This window comes from Actinomadura madurae, assembly GCF_047130825.1.
In the GTDB taxonomy this organism is placed as follows: Bacteria; Actinomycetota; Actinomycetes; order Streptosporangiales; family Streptosporangiaceae; genus Spirillospora; species Spirillospora madurae.
The window spans coordinates 7,805,671-7,823,149 of the sequence record NZ_CP083237.1; the positions used below are offsets into that span (position 1 = coordinate 7,805,671).

Consider the following 17,479-nt stretch of genomic DNA (forward strand, 5'->3'; position numbering starts at 1 on the left):
CGTCACGGGATCAGGATGGTCTTGCCGCTGCCGCGTCCTGCCTCGGCGTCCCGGTGCACGGCCGCGACCTCGGCGAGCGGGCGGGCGGCGGCGACGTCCACGCGGATCACGCCCTTGTCGACGAGGGTGACGAGTTCGGCCAGCCGATCGGGGTCGTTGCGGGCGACGAAGTGCTCGGTCGTCACCTGGGCTCCGGCCGAAGGCTCCACCGGAACGGTGATCGAGACGAGTGCTCCGCCCGGCCGGACCGCCCGGCACAGCTCCGCCGCCTCCTTGGGCGGTATCGCGGCCAGGTTGAGCACCACGTCCACGGGACGGTCCAGGACCTCGTGCGGGCGCTCCCGCGTGTAGTCGATGACCTGCTCGGCGCCGTAGCCGCGAACCCGCTCCGCGCTCCGCGGACTCGCGGTGGCGATCACGTGCGCGCCGGCGTGCCGGGCGAACTGGACGGCGAACATCCCGACCCCGCCGCCCGCGCCGTTGACGAGGACACGTGTGCCTGGCCCGAGGCGCGCGTGCTCGAACACGGCCTGCCACGCGGTGAGTCCGGCGACGGGGAGCGCCGCCGCATGGGCGAGCGGGATGTCGCGGGGAGCGCGCACCATCAGAGCGGCGGGCGCGGTCAGGTACTCGGCCGCGGCGCCGCTCTTGTCGAGCCGTCCGACGACGGCGTCACCGGTGTGCAGGTGTTCGACGCCCTCTCCCTTCTCGACGATCGTCCCGGCGGCCTCGGCACCCAGGGTGAACGGGAGGTCGAGCGGGACGATGTCCCGCATCAGGCCTGCCCGGAACCCGACGTCCGAGGGGTTGAACCCGGCGGCGGCCACCTGCACCAGCACCTCGTCCGGCCCAGGGGTCGGACGGGGCACGCGTTCGTAGCGGATCACGTCCGGCCCGCCGTACGCGTGGACGCGAGCCGCCATCATCATCGAGTCCCGCCGAACCGCCATGAGCCGCCCCCGTCATCTAGTGATCTTCGGTCGTCTCGACCGTAAGGCCCGACGCTCAGACGACCAATGCGTGTTGATCTCGAATTCATACGCAAGCGTCTCTCGCCCAAGACGCGGCTAGCCTTCTCGGGTGGACGTGCTGAGCGACGTGATCGCGGTGATGCGCACCGGTGAGCCGCGGTCGGCCCTCGTGGAATGGCAGGCCCCGTGGGGGCAGCGGTTCAGGACGGTCCCGGGAGCGGCGGGCTTCCAGATCGTCCTGCGCGGCCCCTGCTGGGTGATCCCACCGAAGGGTGAGCCGTTTCCGCTGGCCGCCGGCGATGTGCTGTTCCTCCCGCACGGAGGCGAGCACGGGCTGGCCGACGCCCCGTCCACACCGCTCGCCGACCATGTCTGCGACCCGCAGGACGACCCGAGGTTCGAACGCAGGTACGCCGCCGCGCCGGTCGGCCGCGTGCACGCCGACGCCCCGGCCACGGTGACATTGTGCGGCGCCTACCAACTGAACGCCGGATACAGCCACCCGCTGCTGGACGATCTGCCGCCGCTCCTGCACCTGCCCGCCCGCGTCGGGCATCATCCGCACCTGCGCGCCGCGGTCGACCTGCTCGGCGCGGAGCTGGAGCGACCGCAGCCGGGGACGGACGCCATCGTGCCCGCCCTGCTCGACACCCTTCTGCTCTACATACTTCGGGCGTGGCTCGCCGAGCAGCCCGCGCCGGGCGAGGCCACGGGCTGGGCGGCGGCGCTCACCGACCCGGCCATCAGCGCGGCCCTGGCCGCGATCCACCGCGACCCGGCCCACCCCTGGACCGTCGCCACGCTGGGAACGCAGGCGGGACTGTCACGCGCCGCCTTCTCCCGCCGCTTCACGACCTCGGTAGGACGACCGCCGCTGGCGTACCTGACCTGGTGGCGCCTGGCGACCGCGGCACGCCTGCTCCGCGACTCCGACGCCCCTCTCGGCGCGGTGGCCGCTCAAGTCGGCTACACGTCGCAATACGCCTTCGCCAACGCCTTCAAACGCGAATACGGCATCGCCCCGGGGCGCCATCGCCGTGGCCGGTAGCGACCCTGGGCCGTTTAAGGATCGGCTGGGTGCGGTCGACGCGTCGCAGGGGTGCCGCTCATGGCTTGTCGCATTTCCGAACTGGTGGTCGATTGCCGGGATCCGCAGCGGCTGGCGGCGTTCTGGTGCGAGGTGCTGGACTTCGTCGTGCTCGACACCGACGACGGCGCGGTGGAGATCGGACCACGGGAAGGCTTCGGCGGATTGCAGCCGACTCTGGTCTTCAGCCCCACGACCGAGCCCAAGGCGGGCAAGCTGCCGAGTTCTGCCTGCCGCGAGCCTGCCTGACCTGACCACCACCCCGCGGTGAGGCGATCTCTGCGCGGAGGCATGCTGGGTTTCGCCGCCTCGCCTGCCTCTGCCGGACGTCAGGGGGCGCGGCGGCCCGGAACGATGATGCCGTGTTCGTAGGCCAGGACGACGGCCTGGACCCGGTCGCGGAGGTGGAGTTTGGCGAACACGCTGCCGACGTGGCTCTTGACGGTGGCCTCGGTGACGACGAGCCGGGCGGCGATCTCCTGGTTCGACAGGCCCTGCGCCACGAGGAGCAGCATCTCGCGTTCGCGCGGGGTCAGACCGGCCAGGAGATCGGGTGACGGCGTGACCGGATCGGTGCGCTCGGCGTAGTCCTCGATCAGGCGCCGGGTGATCGACGGGGACAGCAGCGCCTGACCCTCGTGGACGACATGGATCGCCTCCAGAAGTCGTTCGCGGGGGGCGTCCTTCAGCAGGAACCCCGACGCGCCCGCCCTGAGCGCGCCGAACACGTACTCGTCCAGGTCATAGGTGGTCAGAACCAGCACTCGCGGCGGACGGGACGTGCTGGTGAGGCGGGCGGTCGCCTCGACGCCGTCCATGCGCGGCATCCGGACGTCCATCAGGACGACGTCGGGACACAGGTCGGCGGCTCGGGCGAGCGCCTCGCGGCCGTCGGCGGCCTCGCCGACGACCTCCAGGTCGGGCTGGGTCTGCAGGAACAGCCGGAAACCGATCCGGATCAGCTCCTGATCGTCGACGATCAGCACCCGGATCGTCATGCGCCCTCCCCGAGCGGCAGGCGCGCCGCCACCCGGAACCCGCCACCGGGGCCCCGGCCCGTCTCCAACTCCCCGCCGAGCACCGCGACCCGCTCCCGCATCCCGACCAGGCCGTGCCCTCCAGGCCCCGCTTCACCGTGCCCTGCCTCTCCGTTCCCCGTCCCGTCGTCGAGCACCCGCACCTCCAGATCGGTCCCGCCGAAGCGCAGCGATACCGTGACCATCGTCGCCTGGGCGTGTTTCAGCGCATTGGTCAACGCCTCCTCGACGATCCGGTAGGCCGACAGCTCCACCCCGCTCGGCAGATCCCGCCGGTCCCCGGAGATCTCCACCTGGACGGGCAGTCCCGCCGCGCCGTACCCGGCGACCAGGTCGTCCAGGTCCGCCAGCGACGGCTGCGGCCGCGTCTCCGGTGCGTCCAGCCCGCGCAGGAGGATGAGGATGCGGCGCAGCTCGGTCAGGCTCTGCTCGGCGGTGGTCTCCACCCGCGCCAGCGTCCGCGCGGCCACCTCGGGGTCCGTCGGCAGGACGTCGCGGGCCCCGCGCACCCCGATCAGCATCACCGTCACCGAATGCGCGACGATGTCGTGCAGCTCCCGGGCGATCGACGTCCGCTCCCGCTGCGCCGCGATCAGATCGAGCTGCTCCCGCTCGCGTTCCAGGGTGGCGGCCCGCTCCTCCACCGCCCGGACGTAGCGGCGGCGCGTCTGCATGTAGACGCCCAGCATCCACGCCCCGATCGACACCGGCGGGCTGCAGACGTTGTCGGCCTCCAGGAACACGACCATCGGTGCCAGCACCGCGAGCGAGACGCGCCGGTCGCGCGTCTCGGCGAGCGACCACAGCGCGACGACGGCCGGCGCGCCTCCGGGGGAGTACCCGGCCGCGGTCACCGCGGCGGCCGTCGCGGCCGTCACCGCGGTCGCCGTCACCCCGAACCGGCGGCGGAACAGCAGAGCCGCCCCCGACAGGACGGTCACCGCGATCGGCAGGGGCACCGGCTGGGTGGAGTCGTTGAACAGCAGCCCCACCTCCACCGCGGTCGCCGCCACGGCGAGCACGATGTCGAACAGCACCCGGCGGTGCGCGGCCGACAGGCCCCGCACCGCCTCGATCCTCGCCGTCACGTTCACGCCAGGTCACGTCGCCGTTCGCAGCACACCGCGACCAGCACGGCGACGGCCGTCCAGACCGCGAACACCGCTCCGGCCTGCATCACCGACAGGGTCGTGTTGTGGGTCCCGCGGGTCAGCACTCCCGCCGCGCCGAACGGTGTGAGGTTCGCGCCCGACTCCCACGCCCCGCTCACCAGGGGCAGCACCACCAGGTTCACGATCAGCAGGACCACCGCGCCGACGACCGGGCTGCGGATCAGCGCACCGAGCGCCGCGCCCATCATCGCCGCCAGCACGAGCGCCAGGACGTTGCCCGCCACGACCTCGGCCACGTCACCGGACGTCAGGTCCGGGCCGGGGTGGCGCGCCAGCAGCGGCAGGCCCACGCCGACCGCGACCGCGTTGGTCACCAGCGCCAGCACCAGGCCCGTCAGCGTGTACGCCGCGATCCGCACCCCGAGGACGGTTCCGCGGCCGCGGCGGGCCACCAGCGCAGCCGGCGCGGCCGTCCGATGCCGGTACTCGCCCGCCGCGCCGACCAGCCCCCAGAGCAGGAGCAGGACCGGAAGCCCCGACAGCGCCTCCTCCTTCTCCGGCACCTCGTCGAGCGTGCCCGACGCCAGCGCGACGATCACCGCGTTCAGGACGGTGAAGGCGATCCCGCCGGCCGTGAACCCCCACAGGGCGCGGGTCGTCAGCGACTTCAGCAGTTCCCCTCGAAGCAGGCCGATCATCGCTGCGACCCCCCGGTGAGCTCCAAGTACACGTCCTCCAGCGAATCCACCGCGCCGATCGGCCCCTCGTGCAGGAGCCTGCCGTGGTCGATGACGACCACGTCGTCGACGGTCTGCGCGGCCTCCGCGAGCAGGTGGCTCGACAGCAGCACCGTGCCGCCGTTCGCCACCCGGTCCCGCAGCATCGTCCGCAACCAGCGGATTCCCTGCGGATCCAGCCCGTTGGCCGGCTCGTCCAGCACCAGTATGTCCGGATCGCCCAGCAATGCGGCCGCCAGCCCGAGCCGCTGCCGCATTCCGAGCGAGAAGGTGCCGACCCGGCGGCCCGCCATGTCCGTCAGCTCGACCAGGTCCAGGACCTCCTCGACCCGCCCGCGCGGCAGCCCCGCCAGCAGCGCCAGCGCACGCAGATGCGCGCGGGCCGACCGCCCCGGGTGGGCGCCGCACGGCTCGATGTGGACGCCGAGCCGACCCGCCTCCGGCACCATCTCCGCCACCGGCACGCCCTGCACCGTCACCGCGCCCGCCGACGGCCGCGACAGCCCCACGATCACCTTCATCGCCGTGGTCTTGCCCGCGCCGTTCGGGCCGAAGAAGCCCGTCACCGCGCCCGGCCTGACCGTGAACGACAGATCGTCGACCACCGCACGCCGCCCGTACCGCTTCGTCAGCCCCTCGACCCTGATCGCCGGGGCGACGCTCACCTGTGATGTCATGCCCGACAGCTTCGGCCGCCCGCATCTCCCGGTCATCCGACCACGGTCGAAACCCGATCTCCGACCACAGTCTGAATTCCAGCGCCCGCCGAACGGCGACCGGTCGCCTCATCGGGCATCTACCCGTCGTTCGGCAGGCTTCACCGAGGCGTGGTTCCCGCCCCCGGATCTCGATACGGCTGCGGCCTCGGCCGTGCTGGAGCGGCAGATGCCGGGCGCGATGGCCGTGATGGAGCCCGACGCGCCGGGGATGCACACCACCGACAGCATCGGCGCCGACCGCACCCAGCCCGCATCCCCACACCCGGGGACCTCACCCTGAGATGCCCAGGCCACCCCGGTCGCGCCTCTCGCCGCTCTTGATGCGGTTCATGAGGTCGGCGACGGCGTCTCGCGTGAGGTGGAGGACAGGCCCGTGAGGGTCGGTACTGTCGCGGACGCCGGCGCCGGCGTCGAGGCCGGCGAGTTCGACGCAGGCACCACCTTCCTGGGTGCTGTAGCTGCTCTTACGCCACCTGGCCTGCGGGGCGTCTTCCATAGGCCCTCCAAGCTCGGATCGAGTCGCTCACACAGATGGTGTGCTCTGGGAGGGCGGATGGCGAGAGCCTGGCGGGGGTTGGTGAGCAGGGTGTCACGTCGTCAGACAGTCGCGGTGTGTCTCGCACAGTTCCCAGATGGTGTTGCGGGTGGTTTCGTCCAGGACTGCATCGGGCCACGAAGTTGGCGCGGATGGCCCTGGGTAGCGCGCGATCGGGCGGGTCGGCGGCGGGTAGGTGCCAAGGGCGAGGTTCTTGTTCATCGGGGTGTGGGTGTGCCCGGGGCAGGTGACGTTCAGCGTCCCTGGTGTGCAGTGTGGGCTTGGCGGCGAACGACCAGAGCGCTGATCAAGGGGTGGGGGTTCGACGGCCGGTTGAGGGTTGTCGGTCGTGTGCCTTTGGTCGGCGGGGGCGTGAGCGGCCGGAAGTCTCCGGGATCAGTTCAACGGAACGCTCGAAGACATGGATCTCGAAGACGGCAACGGACGGCAGAGGGCGGAACCTGCGGGCGCGACGACCGGCAGTCCGCCGGGGCAGGTACCAGGGCGGCGGTGGTGGACGCTGGCGGTGGTGAGCGCGGCTCAGTTGCTGGTGGTCCTGGACGGGACGATCGTGAACATCGCGCTGCCGTCGGCGCAGCAGGCGCTGCACATGTCGGACGGGAACCGGCATTGGGCGATCACCGCGTACGCGCTGACCTTCGGCGGACTCCTCCTGATCGGCGGCAGGGTCAGCGGCGCGCTCGGCCACCGGCGCGCGTTCCTGATCGGACTGCTGGGCTTCGGCGTCTCGTCCGCCCTGGGCGGTGCGGCAGTGAACCCGGTGATGCTCTTCGGGGCGCGGGCCCTGCAAGGGGCGTTCGCCGCCGTGCTCGCGCCCGCCGGACTGTCTCTGCTGGCCGGTACCTTCACCCGGGCCCGTGAGCGCGGCCGGGCGTTCGGGGTGTTCGCCGCGGTCGGTGCCGCCGGCTCGGCGGTCGGCCTGATCGCCGGTGGCCTGCTGACCGAGTACGCCGACTGGCGCTGGTGCCTGTACATCAACGTGCCCATCGCGCTGGTGGCGGCGCTCGGCCTCGCGCTGATGCCGGCCGACCGCCCGATCGCCGGGACAAGAGGAGGGCTGGACGTCGCCGGTGCGTTGCTCAGCCTCACCGGCTTCACTTCGGTGGTGTACGGGTTCGCCCGAGCCGAGTCCCTCGGATGGGGCTCCGGCGGGGTGACGATGTGGCTGGCCGGTGGGATGGTGCTGCTGGTCGCGTTCGTCGTCGTGGAGGTCCGGGCGGCGCGCCCGCTGCTGCCGATGCGGGTGCTCGCGCACCGCGCCCGTGCCGGTGCGTTCCTGGCCATCACCCTGTTGTTCGTGGCGATGTTCGGGTTCTACCTGTTCATGAGCTACTACACGCAGACGGTGCTGGGCTACTCACCGGTCCGGGCCGGCCTGGCACTGATCATCAATGCGCTGGCCGCGCTCGCCGGATCGATGCTCATCGCCGGGAGGCTGCACGGCCGCGTCCCGCCCGCCGCGCTGCTGGTGCCGGGGCTGCTGACCGCGGCCGCCGGGATGTTCGTCCTGACCCGCCTGCCGGCCGGGAGCACCGACGTCTTCGCTCTCTACCTGCTGCCCGCGCTCGTGCTCACCGGGCTCGGCCTCGGCTGCGTCATGCCACCGACCGCCAGCCTGGCCACGGAGGGCATGGAAGGGCACGACATCGGTGCCGCGTCGGCTGCCTACAACGCCGCCCAGCAACTCGGCGCGGCTTCGGGCACCGCACTGCTGAACACCCTGGCCGCCGGTGCCACCGCGACCTACCTGGCGTCCCGTCGCAACGCCACAGCCGACGCGGCCGCCGTGCACGGCTACACCACCGCCCTGACGGTCGCGTTCGTGATTCTGATGGCCGCCGCACTCCTCACCGCGGCACTGCTCATCACCAGGCGACGTCCGACCGCACCGAGCCCGGACACGACCACGCCCGCCTCCACCACCATGCCCTGAGACACTCGACCAGTCCGGTCGAAGTCACCTTCCGTGAGGCCGACGCTGATCGAGTTCGCCGCGCTTGATGCGGCTCACAAGTCCGGCGACAGCGCCCCGTCCGAGATGAAGGACGGGCCCGTGCGGGTCAGTGCTGTCGCGCACGCCCACACAGCTTCCAAGCTCTGCTACTTCAACGCACGTGCCGCCCTCCTGACCGCTGTAGCTGCTCTTGTGCCACCTGGTATGCGGGGCGTCAGCCATGATGAGGCCTCCGAGTTCAGGATCGGGTCGCTCAGAGAGATGGTGTGCTCTCGGAGGGCGGATGGCGAGATTCCGGCGGGTGGCTGAACAGCCGAAACGTAGGAAAAGCCCCCTCCGGAGAGGGGGCTTGTGGGTGGATGTTCAGCGGTCGAGTTCGCCGCTCTTGATACGGCTTACCAGGTTGGCGACGGCGTTCCGTCCGAAGTGGAGGACGGGTCCGTGGGGGTCGGTGCTGTCGCGGACACCCACGCTGATCTTGAGTTTGGCCAGTTCGACGCACTGGCCGCCTTCGCCTCCGCTGTAACTGCTCTTGCGCCAGGAGGGGTGGGGGAGGTCCTTCAGGCTCACATCGTCTCCATCAACGTCCGGATCAAAGCGGCTGAATCTGCCACGGTCAGCGCATTCTCCCTGATTAACTCGAACCCTACTGCAAGCTCGGTCACATGGGGACCCGCTTCGATCAGGCGCCCGCGCCCACCGACACTTTCTTCGTAGCCCAGGTCGGGTTCGCTGTCGAAGCTCAGGATGGTGAAGGAACTCTCGGGGTAGACAGCGGCATTGTTCGGCACCACGTAGATCGCGATGTTCGGTTCTTCGATTAGCGCTAGGAGGCGAGTGAGTTGTTCACGAGTCGTCTTGGTGTTGCCCACGTTCTTTCGAATAACGCCTTCTTCTAGTAGAACGATGACGTTGGGTGGCGTCTCCGAGTGCAGGATCTCCTGACGCTCCATGCGGGTACCGACCAATTCTTCGATTTTGTTGGGTCGCTTGCCGGCCCTGAGGACCTCACGCGCGTACCCTTCGGTCTGAAGCAGGCCGGGGACGTAGTTCTGGTTGTACATCTTGACCTGTGAGGCTCTTGCTTCTTCCTCGACGTACTCCCAGAAGCCGGGCGGTAGGCCCGCCTCCTCGGCTATGCGGGGTAGCAGCGCCTCGAAGAAGTGGGGGAGTCTGAAGTGGTGGTCGAGGCCCGCGGCGAGCTTCTTGTTGGGGCGCCGCTTCTTGGTCTCGACAAGACCGATGAACTTGCCCGTGTAGCCGACCTTGTCTCCCAGCGCGTCCTGCGACAGTTCGGCCTCGTTCCGCAGGCGCCGCATGTGAAACACATAGAAGTCGTGAAGTGAAGCCAGGGGGTTAATATCCGTCATGGGGGACCTTTCGGGCGCCTCTACAAGAGGGTGTAGGGGTTTGTAGGGTTGATCTTCCTTTCGTAGGCGCCGTTCCATGGCGAGGATAGCCTGCCGCTTTCACGATGTGTTCGGGAAACGACACGTCGAGCGAGAGAAGCGGTGATGGGAATGATTGTTAGGCGGACTCAAGTTAGCGATGAGTTCGACAGAACGGGCGGGTTGGTTCGGGTGGAGACGGCGGCCGGGGCGCGGGCCGTGCGGCGGGGGTTCCTGGCCGTGCCGGAGGTCGTCCAGCAGGGGCGCCTGATCGCCGAGTCGCAGGCGTTGCAGTGGGGGCTCGCCGAGGAGACGGTGCAGGACGCCGTTCTAGTGGTGTCGGAACTGCTCACCAACGCGGTGCGGGCCACCCAGGGGCAGCCCGTGTCGTTGCGGATGGTCTTGTCGGAGGCGGGCCTTCGGGTGGAGGTCTGGGACGCCTCGCCCGTGCGGCCGGAGGCGTCCGCGCCCGATCTCTCGATGCCGGAAGGGCCGGTTCCTGATGACGCTCCCGATCCCGGCGGCTGGGGGCTGGGCATTGTCGAATGCCTGTCCGCGGAGCGGGGCGTCCGCGCGGAGCTGGACGGGAAGATCGTGTGGGCGCTGCTGAACGCGGTCTACCGGTGATGCGGTCAGGCGAGCACTTTTTTGGGGCTTGAGTCGGGCGGGAAGCCGGTGCCGGCGCCCCACATCTCCGCGAAGCGGCCGTCGGCGATGCGGAAGCTCTCGAACAGCATGGGCGGCGCGTCGCCGTCCGGCATCGGGATTCCCTCGACGGTGGAGCGGACGGCGGCCTTGTCGCCGTCGACCAGGATGTCCTGGGCGATGACGCGCATGTCCGGGTAGCGGGCGACGAGCGTGCGCCAGGCGTTCTTGCCCGCCTCGAAGCCGGTGGTGCCGAGCGGATGGCTGAAGAAGTCGGGGGCGTGCAGGTCGTCGCCCTGGTCGAAGCGTCGGCCGTTGAAGCACTCCTGCATCTGCCGTATCAGGACGGTGACGTGTTCGCGGGTCATCGTGGCTCCTTCGTGCTAAGCGGTGCGGCGCCCCGGTTAGGAGGATACGGGGCGGCGACCCGGTTAAGCTAGGGGGCATGTCCGACCGGTTTGAGGGGAAGTCGCCTGCGGCTCGTCGCGTGCGCGCCGACGCGCGGCGTAATCGGGAGCGGGTGCTTGAGACCGCGCAGCGGTTGTTCGCGACGGAGGGGCTCGGCGTCTCGCTGGACGAGATCGCCCGTCGCGCGGGTGTCGGGCCCGGTACCGTCCACCGGCACTTTCCGGCCAAGGAGGCGCTGTATCTCGCCGTCGCGACGGATCAGCTCAGGCAGTTGATCGCGGAGGCCGAGGTGCTCGCCGCGACCGATGATCCGGCGGCGCTTTTCACGCTGCTGTCCCGGATGATCGCCAACGGTGCCGAGAACGTGGCGGTGAAGAGCGCGCTTGCGGCTGCGGAGTTCGACCTGCGCACCGCCGCGCCGGACGTCGCCGCGGATCTCACGCGCCATGTCGCAGAGTTGCTGGATCGGGCGCACGCGGCGGGCGTGGTGCGCGACGACCTGACCGTGGACGAGGTGATGGCGCTGGTCGCCGGTGCCTTCGCCGCGATCCGCCACGCGGGTGCGGAGGCCAGCCGGGAACGGTCGGGACGCATCGCCCGGCTCATCCTTGACGGGCTGCGACCTCGATAGACGGACGGAAGGCCCGGCGGTAGGCCCCGGGGGTGGTGCCCAGGGCGGCGAGGAAGCGCCTGCGGAGGTTGGTCGCGGACGAGAGGCCGACGCGGCGGGCGATGGCGTCCAGCGGGAGGTCGGTCGACTCCAGGAGGTCACGGGCCGCGGCGATGCGCCGGGTGAGGAGCCACTGTCCGGGGCTGGTGCCGAGCTGGCCGGCGAACCGGCGGGCGAGGGTGCGGGCCGACAGCCCGGCGTGCGCGGCCATGTGCTCGACGGTCACCGGTTCGCCGAGCCTCCCGGCGATCCACTCCAGGAGGGGGGCGAGGGTGCCGTCGATCTGCTCGGGGTGCGGCGGTGCCGAGTACTGGAGCTGGCCGCCCTCGCGGTGGGGCGGCATGACCATGGTCCGGGCGACGTGGGCGGCGTACCGGGCGCCCTGGTCGTTGCGGAGCAGGTGCATGCACAGGTCGAAGCCGGCCCCGGCTCCGGCGCTGGTGGCCACGTCGCCGTGGTCGACGTAGAGCACGTCCGGGTCGACCTTGACCTGCGGGAAGCGGGCGGCGAACTCGTCGGCCAGGGCCCAGTGGGTGGTCGCCGCGCGTCCGTCCAGGAGGCCGGCGTGGGCCAGCGCGAAGACGCCGGAGCAGATGCTGGCCACCCGCGCTCCGCGGGAGTGGGCGCGGCGGAGGGCCTGGACGACCGTGGGGGAGGGCGGCTCCTGAGTGGGCAGCCAGCCCGGGACGATCACGGTGTCCGCCTCGTCGAGTGCCTCAAGGCCGGTGGTGACGAGCATGTCGTACCCGGCGTGCGTGGCGACCGGACCGGGCCGTTCCGTGCACACGCGGAAGCCGTACCGGGTCGGGAGCCCCGGCCGCTCGATCCCGAACACCTGCGCCGCGCAGCCGAGTTCGAAGGTCGACTGCGGGGGCCGGACGAGCGCCACGACGCGGTGCATGACAGAAAAGTACCTCATGATGTCATTCCTGACACTCGCCAGGTCGGAGGCCTGGCGGCGAGGCTGGGGGCCATGACGACAGGACAGAACATGCCCGGTTACGTCTGGTCCGCTGTGCAGGACGCGCCCGTTCGCGAGCTCTTCCCGGGCATCCGCCTGCGCTCCCTGTGGAAGGGGGACAACGGCGCCCATGCCCATGTGCTGGAGATGGACGCGAACACCGGCTGGGTGGGGATCGACGTCCACGAGCCGGGTCCCGAAGAGGTCTACGTGGTCTCCGGCGTCTTCAACGACGGCGTCCGGGACTACCCGGCCGGCTCGTTCATCCACGCGCCCGCGGGCTCATCGCACGTCCCGCAGACGAGAACGGGCTGCACGCTGTTCCTCTTCTACCCGGAGGGCTAGACCGCGCGGAGGCGGCCAGGTCTGGCAACGATCTTGCGGGGGAAGTGATCATCGCCCGACACTGGGACGTCCGCCCCCGGAAACCGTGCCCCGGAAGGAGAGGGTCCGAGCGTGCCCTCCAAGCTCATCGGCCTCCGTACCGTCGCGGGCCGGGTCCGGGGCTTGGCCGCGCTGGCGCTGGTCGCGCTCGCCGTGCTGTCCACCACGACGGGCGTGGCGGTCGGGCACGCGCGTGACGGGCTGCGGACGCTGGGAGACCGCGAGGGCCCCATGGTGCTGGCCACGGGGGACATGTACCTCGCGCTCAGCGACATGGACGCGCAGGTGACCAATGTCCTGCTGACCGGTGACGAGGAGGGCTGGCTGTGTGATCCGGAGGCGTCCGACTGCGAACGCGGTACTCAGCGGTACGTCTACGACATCCGCCGCGAGGACGCCCAGCGGGCCGGGTTGCAGGCGGCGCGGCTGGCGAAGGACGACCCGGTGCGGCTGCGGACCGTCCAGGCGGTCCTGGACGGACTGCACGCCTACGACCAGAACGTCCAGGCGGCGATGCAGGCCGCGCGCTCGCCGAAGGCCATGGCGGAACCGCCGCCGGAGGCGGTCCGGCGGTACCGGGCGGCGACCGCGCTGATGGCGGAGGACCTGCTGCCGAAGGCCCGCAACCTGACGCTGGACGGCGCGGCCGACGTCGACGCCGCCTACGAGGACGAGCACTCGGCCGTCCTCGCGGGACGGTTCCGGGTGATCGGCGCGGGGCTGGCGCTGCTCGCCGCACTGGCGGGCCTCCAGATGTACCTGGCCCGGCGCTTCCGGCGGCTGGTCAGCCTGCCGCTCGCCGCCGCGCTCGCGGGCGCGCTGGCGCTGACCGTGGCGGGAGCGTCGCTGCTGGCCACGGAGGCGGACCGGCTGCGGGCGGCGAAGAGCGCCGGCTTCGATCCGGTCCTCGACCTCACCCGCCTCCGGGCGATCGGCCAGGGCATGGACACCGACCGGAGCAGGCGGCTCATCGATCCGGCCGGCGCCGTCCGCTACGACCAGATGTACCTGGAGAAGGCTCAGACGATCCGCTACGTCAAGGGCGCGACCGGCATGGACGCCTACGACCGGGCACTGGACCGGGCGGTGGCGCGGGACGGGGCCGCGGCCGCCTACCGCGTCTACCAGGACCATGACCGGGCCGTCCGGGACCTCGCCGAGCGCGGCGACCGGGTGGCCGCGGCCCGCGCCCACCTGGACCCGCGCTGGACGGCTCTGCCTCACCCGGCCTTCCGGACCTACCACCAGAGACTCGACGCCCTGATCAGCCGGCACGAGTTCCTCCTCATCCGCGCCGTGGCGAGGGGCGACCGCGCCGCGGAGCCCTGGACGTGGCTGCCGGCGGCCGGTGCGCTGGCCATCGCGGCGCTCATCGCGGCCGGGGTCTGGCCGCGCCTGTCGGAATACCGCTGATGAACGGGAGCCGGCCGTGCATGCCGCACGCAGCAGACTGACCCTCGTCGCCACGGCCGTCCTGACCGTCCTGGCGGTCCTGTTCTTGGTGGTGCCACTGGCGGTGGCGCCGCTGGTGCACGGCGACGACGGACCGCCGTCCGTCACCGACCGGGACACTCTGGTGATCGGGGTCAGGGACACCCCTCCGGGGCTGGCCTTCCGCGCCGGGGACGGTTCGCTCCAAGGGTTCGACGTCGATGTGTCGACCTACATCGCCGGGCGGCTCGGCGTCACGTCCGGCGACCTGACCTTCCGGGTGCTGGCACAGGACGAATGGGAGACCGCGCTGAACCGGGGCACTGTCGACATGGTGGTCGCGGCCTACACCATCACGCCCGAACGCAAGGAACGGGTCACGTTCGCCGGGCCGTACTACGTCGCGCACCAGGACATCCTCGTCCGCCAGGGGGACGAGTCAGTGCGGAACGTGCGGGACTTGCGCGGTAAGAGGCTCTGCCAGGTCTCCGGGTCCGACTCGTGGCGGCGGGTGACGGAGGACAGGAAGGTGGCCGCGTCGCCGGTGCCCGCGCGTACCTACGGCGAGTGCGTCAAGGCGCTGGCGGATGGACGCGTCGACGCGGTGTCCACCGACGACCTGACCCTTGCCGGGCTCGCCGCCGCCCCGGGATCCGGCGCCACCCTGGTCGACGCGCCGTTCACCGACGAGCGGTACGGGATCGGCCTGCGCAAGGGAGACGTGGACGGCTGCCAGGCGGTCAACCGGATCCTCACCGGGATGTACCAGAACGGCGCCGCCGACACCCTGCTCGACCAGTGGTTCACCGCACCGGGCTTCGACGCCGCCTCGGCGGTGCCGCGGTTCGAGGGCTGCCGCTGAGGACCCGACTTGGGACGGCGTTGGTCTGCGTTTGCCCTGGCCCCGGGAATAGGGCCTGTGTGGAGGAGTGGTTCACACGGGAGATCGCGGACGCCGGCCGGGTCCGGCTCTTCTGCTTCCTCGTCGCGTTCATCGCCGGGTTCCTCTTCATCCGGTTCAGCGTGCGGATGATCCGGCGGCAGGTGAAGTGGTGGCCCGGGAACGTCACGCCGGGCGGGCATCACATCCACCACGTGGTGTTCGGGCTGGTGTTCATGTGCGTCGGTGGTGTGGGCGGCCTGGCCATACCGGACGACGCGTCCGGGTTGGCGGCGGCGGCCGCCGCGGTGTTCGGGGTGGGGACGGCGCTCGTCCTGGACGAGTTCGCGCTCGTCCTGCACCTGAAGGACGTCTACTGGAGCGAGCAGGGACGCCTGTCGGTCGAGGTCGTGTTCATCACGATCGCGCTGTGCGGGCTGATGCTGCTCGGGCTCCATCCCCTGGGTGTGGACGACGTCGCCGGGGACGGCCTGTGGAGCATCGTGAGCGTCATCCTGTTCGACCTGTTCGTGTCCGTGATCGCCCTGCTCAAGGGCAAGGTCTGGACGGGCGTCATCGGGCTGTTCATCGGCATCATCGCGATCGTCGGGGCCGTCCGGCTGGCCCGTCCCGACTCGCCGTGGGCGCGGCGCCGGTACTCGGCGGGCTCGCGCAAGGAGCGGCGGGCGCGGATCCGGGAGCGCCGGTACCGCATCCCGGTGCAGCGCTTCGGGGACTGGCTGAGCGATCTGGTCGCCGGACGCCCGTCCGGTGGTTCGTGAAAATCGGCGCGAACTCCGGTGGGTTCGCGGGCATCTGAACAAGCGGTGGCCGTGGACGTCGGGGGACCACGGCCACCTCCAGATCAGTACGGGGACGGGCCGCCGAACATCTCGCTGAGGCGCGGGGCCAGCTCGACGTCGCCGCGCAGCCGCAGGCGGCCGTCCATCAGCAGCGACGCCGGGTTGGCGTCCCCGGCGAGGACGCGCAGGAAGTCGGCCGTCGACAAGGTGAGGGTGAGGGCGGGGTTCTTCGCCGCGCCCACGCGGGCGCGGGCGCGCGTCTTGCCGAGTTCGAGCGTCCAGACGGTGCGGGTCAGGCGGAACTCCAGTTCCCCGGTGAAGCCGCCCGCGGCGGACGGGTCGAACGCGCGGGCCATCCCGGCGAAGAACGCGCGCTGTGCGGCAGGGCCGAAAAGGCGCTCGATCTGCTCGTCCGACCGGCCGTGGACGAACCTGGAGAACCCCCGCCGGAAACGCCTGCGGCCCGCCGAGCGGATGTCCCGGGACCGGTGCGCGCGGGCCACTTCGGCGTCCTCGTCGATGCGGTAGCCGGGCGGCGACGTCCGAGCGGGCTTCCGGCGCGCGAGGGCGGCGTCGATGGCGGGCGCGAGGCGTTCGGCTTTCGCGGCCTCGCGTTCCTCGCGCCCGTCGGTGAAGTGCGGCAGGACCGCCTTCCCGAACAGTTCCAGCGACTCGCAGATGTGCTCGTGCCGGTTCGGTCCCGCCTGGAGGACGAACGCGATCTGGTCGACGCCGACCGATTCGTAGCGCCGGATCAGGTCGATGATCTGCTCCGGGGTTCCCACGGCGCCGCGGAGGGAGCCGACGTTGACGTTGAGCGTCTCGGCGTTGGCGATGATCTGCTCGCGGGAGAAGCCCCGGGCGTCACGCCGGGAGAGGAACTCCTCCCACACGTCGGTGCGGCCGGGGTCGTGCGGCGTGGGCCCGTAGTAGTGGGCGAGCGCGAACGCGAAGAAATGCGCGCCGTCGATGCCGCGCTCGATGGCGGTCGCCTCGTCCTCGTGCAGCATCATCGGCAGGACGACGGCCAGGTTCGGGTTGACCGCGAACCCCGCCGGAACGCATTCCTCGGACGCGATGATGCGGTAGTACTCGTCCGCCCACTTGCCGGCGTCCTCGGGCTCCACGAAGGAGAACGACAGCGCGCCGATGCCGTTGCGGGCGGCGAACTGGATGGTCTCCCGGCGCGAGCACGCCACCCAGAGCGGCGGGTGCGGCTTCTGGACGGTCTTCGGAAGCACGTTCCGCGGCGGCATCGTGATGTCCGGCGACGACCATCCGGCGAACGGCTCCTCGACGAACATCCGCGTGATGGCGTCGATCGCGTCCTGCCACTGGGCCCTCTTGTCGCCGCGGCGCACGCCGAACCCGCCGAGCTCGGCGCTGGAGCTGGACTCGCCCGTCCCGAAGTCGACCCGCCCGTTCGAGACGAGATCGAGCGTCGCGATCCGCTCGGCGATCCGCGCCGGGTGGTTCACCGCCGGCGGCAGCTGGACGATGCCGTGCCCGAGCCGGATCCGCTTCGTCCGCTGCGACGCGGCGGCGAGGAACACCTCCGGCGCGGAGGAGTGCGAGTACTCCTCCAGGAAGTGGTGCTCCACCTCCCACACGTAGTCGAACCCGATGCGGTCGGCGAGCTCCACCTGGTCCAGGGCGTCCTGGTAGAGCCGCAGTTCCTGCCCGTCGCTCCAGGGCCGCGGCAGCTGGTGCTCGTAGAACAACGAAAACCGCATGGC

At 71.0% G+C, this 17,479-nt stretch carries 20 protein-coding genes and 1 pseudogene; 9 read left to right on the top strand and 12 right to left on the bottom strand.

The window, feature by feature from the left end:
- Positions 1-2 precede the first annotated feature (2 nt).
- Complete coding sequence (locus K8Z49_RS36170; RefSeq protein ID WP_412516272.1) at positions 3-950, bottom strand: NADP-dependent oxidoreductase; 948 nt, start codon at positions 948-950, stop codon at positions 3-5.
- 130 nt (positions 951-1,080) lie between these two features.
- On the opposite strand from K8Z49_RS36170, the gene K8Z49_RS36175 reads away from it, so the two are divergent.
- Together K8Z49_RS36175 and K8Z49_RS36180 are read left to right on the top strand one after the other, a co-directional pair.
- On the top strand, positions 1,081-2,019 hold the full coding sequence (locus K8Z49_RS36175; RefSeq protein WP_075024700.1) for an AraC family transcriptional regulator: 939 nt from the start codon (positions 1,081-1,083) through the stop codon (positions 2,017-2,019).
- Positions 2,020-2,079: 60 nt separating this feature from the next.
- A pseudogene (locus tag K8Z49_RS36180) lies at positions 2,080-2,274 on the top strand (VOC family protein); the annotation flags it as partial.
- A 113-nt stretch (positions 2,275-2,387) separates the two neighbouring features.
- Here K8Z49_RS36180 and K8Z49_RS36185 read toward each other — a convergent pair.
- From K8Z49_RS36185 to K8Z49_RS36205, 5 genes are all read right to left on the bottom strand, one after another.
- Positions 2,388-3,056, bottom strand: coding sequence for a response regulator (locus K8Z49_RS36185; RefSeq protein WP_412516273.1), 669 nt, complete (start codon positions 3,054-3,056; stop codon positions 2,388-2,390).
- Positions 3,053-4,189: a sensor histidine kinase gene (locus K8Z49_RS36190; RefSeq protein ID WP_412516274.1), complete on the bottom strand. Its 1,137-nt coding sequence runs from the start codon at positions 4,187-4,189 to the stop codon at positions 3,053-3,055. Before K8Z49_RS36190 ends, K8Z49_RS36185 begins: the two co-directional genes overlap by 4 nt.
- Positions 4,186-4,905: a hypothetical protein gene (locus tag K8Z49_RS36195; RefSeq protein ID WP_412516275.1), complete on the bottom strand. Its 720-nt coding sequence runs from the start codon at positions 4,903-4,905 to the stop codon at positions 4,186-4,188. Before K8Z49_RS36195 ends, K8Z49_RS36190 begins: the two co-directional genes overlap by 4 nt.
- The gene (locus tag K8Z49_RS36200; RefSeq protein WP_075024704.1) at positions 4,902-5,621 is read right to left on the bottom strand and encodes an ABC transporter ATP-binding protein; all 720 of its coding nucleotides are present in this window, start codon (positions 5,619-5,621) and stop codon (positions 4,902-4,904) included. The genes K8Z49_RS36195 and K8Z49_RS36200 overlap by 4 nt, the downstream gene beginning before the upstream one ends.
- 313 nt (positions 5,622-5,934) lie before the next feature.
- Positions 5,935-6,159: a DUF397 domain-containing protein gene (locus tag K8Z49_RS36205; protein WP_075024705.1), complete on the bottom strand. Its 225-nt coding sequence runs from the start codon at positions 6,157-6,159 to the stop codon at positions 5,935-5,937.
- A 460-nt stretch (positions 6,160-6,619) separates the two neighbouring features.
- On the opposite strand from K8Z49_RS36205, the gene K8Z49_RS36210 reads away from it, so the two are divergent.
- Complete coding sequence (locus K8Z49_RS36210) at positions 6,620-8,152, top strand: MFS transporter (RefSeq protein WP_412516276.1); 1,533 nt, start codon at positions 6,620-6,622, stop codon at positions 8,150-8,152.
- 24 nt (positions 8,153-8,176) lie between these two features.
- Here K8Z49_RS36210 and K8Z49_RS36215 read toward each other — a convergent pair whose 3' ends face one another.
- The 3 genes from K8Z49_RS36215 to K8Z49_RS36225 all read right to left on the bottom strand — a co-directional run bounded on the left by K8Z49_RS36215 (position 8,177) and on the right by K8Z49_RS36225 (position 9,543).
- Complete coding sequence (locus K8Z49_RS36215) at positions 8,177-8,395, bottom strand: DUF397 domain-containing protein (protein WP_412516277.1); 219 nt, start codon at positions 8,393-8,395, stop codon at positions 8,177-8,179.
- Between the two features lie 141 nt (positions 8,396-8,536).
- Positions 8,537-8,743: a DUF397 domain-containing protein gene (locus K8Z49_RS36220; protein WP_412516278.1), complete on the bottom strand. Its 207-nt coding sequence runs from the start codon at positions 8,741-8,743 to the stop codon at positions 8,537-8,539.
- On the bottom strand, positions 8,740-9,543 hold the full coding sequence (locus tag K8Z49_RS36225; RefSeq protein ID WP_412516279.1) for a Scr1 family TA system antitoxin-like transcriptional regulator: 804 nt from the start codon (positions 9,541-9,543) through the stop codon (positions 8,740-8,742). Before K8Z49_RS36225 ends, K8Z49_RS36220 begins: the two co-directional genes overlap by 4 nt.
- A gap of 210 nt (positions 9,544-9,753) precedes the next feature.
- Between K8Z49_RS36225 and K8Z49_RS36230 the strand changes: the two genes are divergently transcribed.
- Positions 9,754-10,188 carry an ATP-binding protein gene (locus tag K8Z49_RS36230; RefSeq protein WP_218163919.1) on the top strand — a complete coding sequence of 145 codons (435 nt, stop codon included), beginning with the start codon at positions 9,754-9,756 and terminating at the stop codon, positions 10,186-10,188.
- Positions 10,189-10,193: 5 nt separating this feature from the next.
- Here K8Z49_RS36230 and K8Z49_RS36235 read toward each other — a convergent pair whose 3' ends face one another.
- A complete protein-coding gene (locus K8Z49_RS36235; RefSeq protein WP_412516280.1) occupies positions 10,194-10,574 on the bottom strand; it encodes an ester cyclase in 381 nt (126 codons plus the stop codon).
- 77 nt (positions 10,575-10,651) lie between these two features.
- Between K8Z49_RS36235 and K8Z49_RS36240 the strand changes: the two genes are divergently transcribed.
- Entirely contained in the window at positions 10,652-11,245 is a 594-nt protein-coding gene (locus tag K8Z49_RS36240; protein WP_412516281.1) for a TetR/AcrR family transcriptional regulator, read from the top strand.
- Here the strand turns inward: K8Z49_RS36240 and K8Z49_RS36245 are convergent.
- Positions 11,217-12,203 (bottom strand): GlxA family transcriptional regulator, encoded by a 987-nt coding sequence (locus tag K8Z49_RS36245; protein ID WP_412516282.1) that lies wholly within the window; start codon positions 12,201-12,203, stop codon positions 11,217-11,219. The two genes, K8Z49_RS36240 and K8Z49_RS36245, sit on opposite strands and share 29 nt — an antisense overlap.
- 54 nt (positions 12,204-12,257) lie before the next feature.
- Here K8Z49_RS36245 and K8Z49_RS36250 point away from each other — a divergent pair, with 54 nt between their 5' ends.
- From K8Z49_RS36250 to K8Z49_RS36265, 4 genes are all read left to right on the top strand, one after another.
- Positions 12,258-12,590: a cupin domain-containing protein gene (locus K8Z49_RS36250; protein ID WP_024935627.1), complete on the top strand. Its 333-nt coding sequence runs from the start codon at positions 12,258-12,260 to the stop codon at positions 12,588-12,590.
- Between the two features lie 111 nt (positions 12,591-12,701).
- A complete protein-coding gene (locus K8Z49_RS36255) occupies positions 12,702-14,042 on the top strand; it encodes a hypothetical protein (protein WP_412516283.1) in 1,341 nt (446 codons plus the stop codon).
- 16 nt (positions 14,043-14,058) lie between these two features.
- Positions 14,059-14,922, top strand: coding sequence for a glutamate ABC transporter substrate-binding protein (locus K8Z49_RS36260; protein ID WP_412516284.1), 864 nt, complete (start codon positions 14,059-14,061; stop codon positions 14,920-14,922).
- A gap of 59 nt (positions 14,923-14,981) precedes the next feature.
- Positions 14,982-15,722 (top strand): hypothetical protein, encoded by a 741-nt coding sequence (locus tag K8Z49_RS36265; RefSeq protein ID WP_021592749.1) that lies wholly within the window; start codon positions 14,982-14,984, stop codon positions 15,720-15,722.
- Positions 15,723-15,805: 83 nt separating this feature from the next.
- Here the strand turns inward: K8Z49_RS36265 and K8Z49_RS36270 are convergent, their stop codons facing one another.
- A complete protein-coding gene (locus K8Z49_RS36270; protein ID WP_021592748.1) occupies positions 15,806-17,476 on the bottom strand; it encodes an LLM class flavin-dependent oxidoreductase in 1,671 nt (556 codons plus the stop codon).
- Positions 17,477-17,479 lie beyond the last annotated feature (3 nt).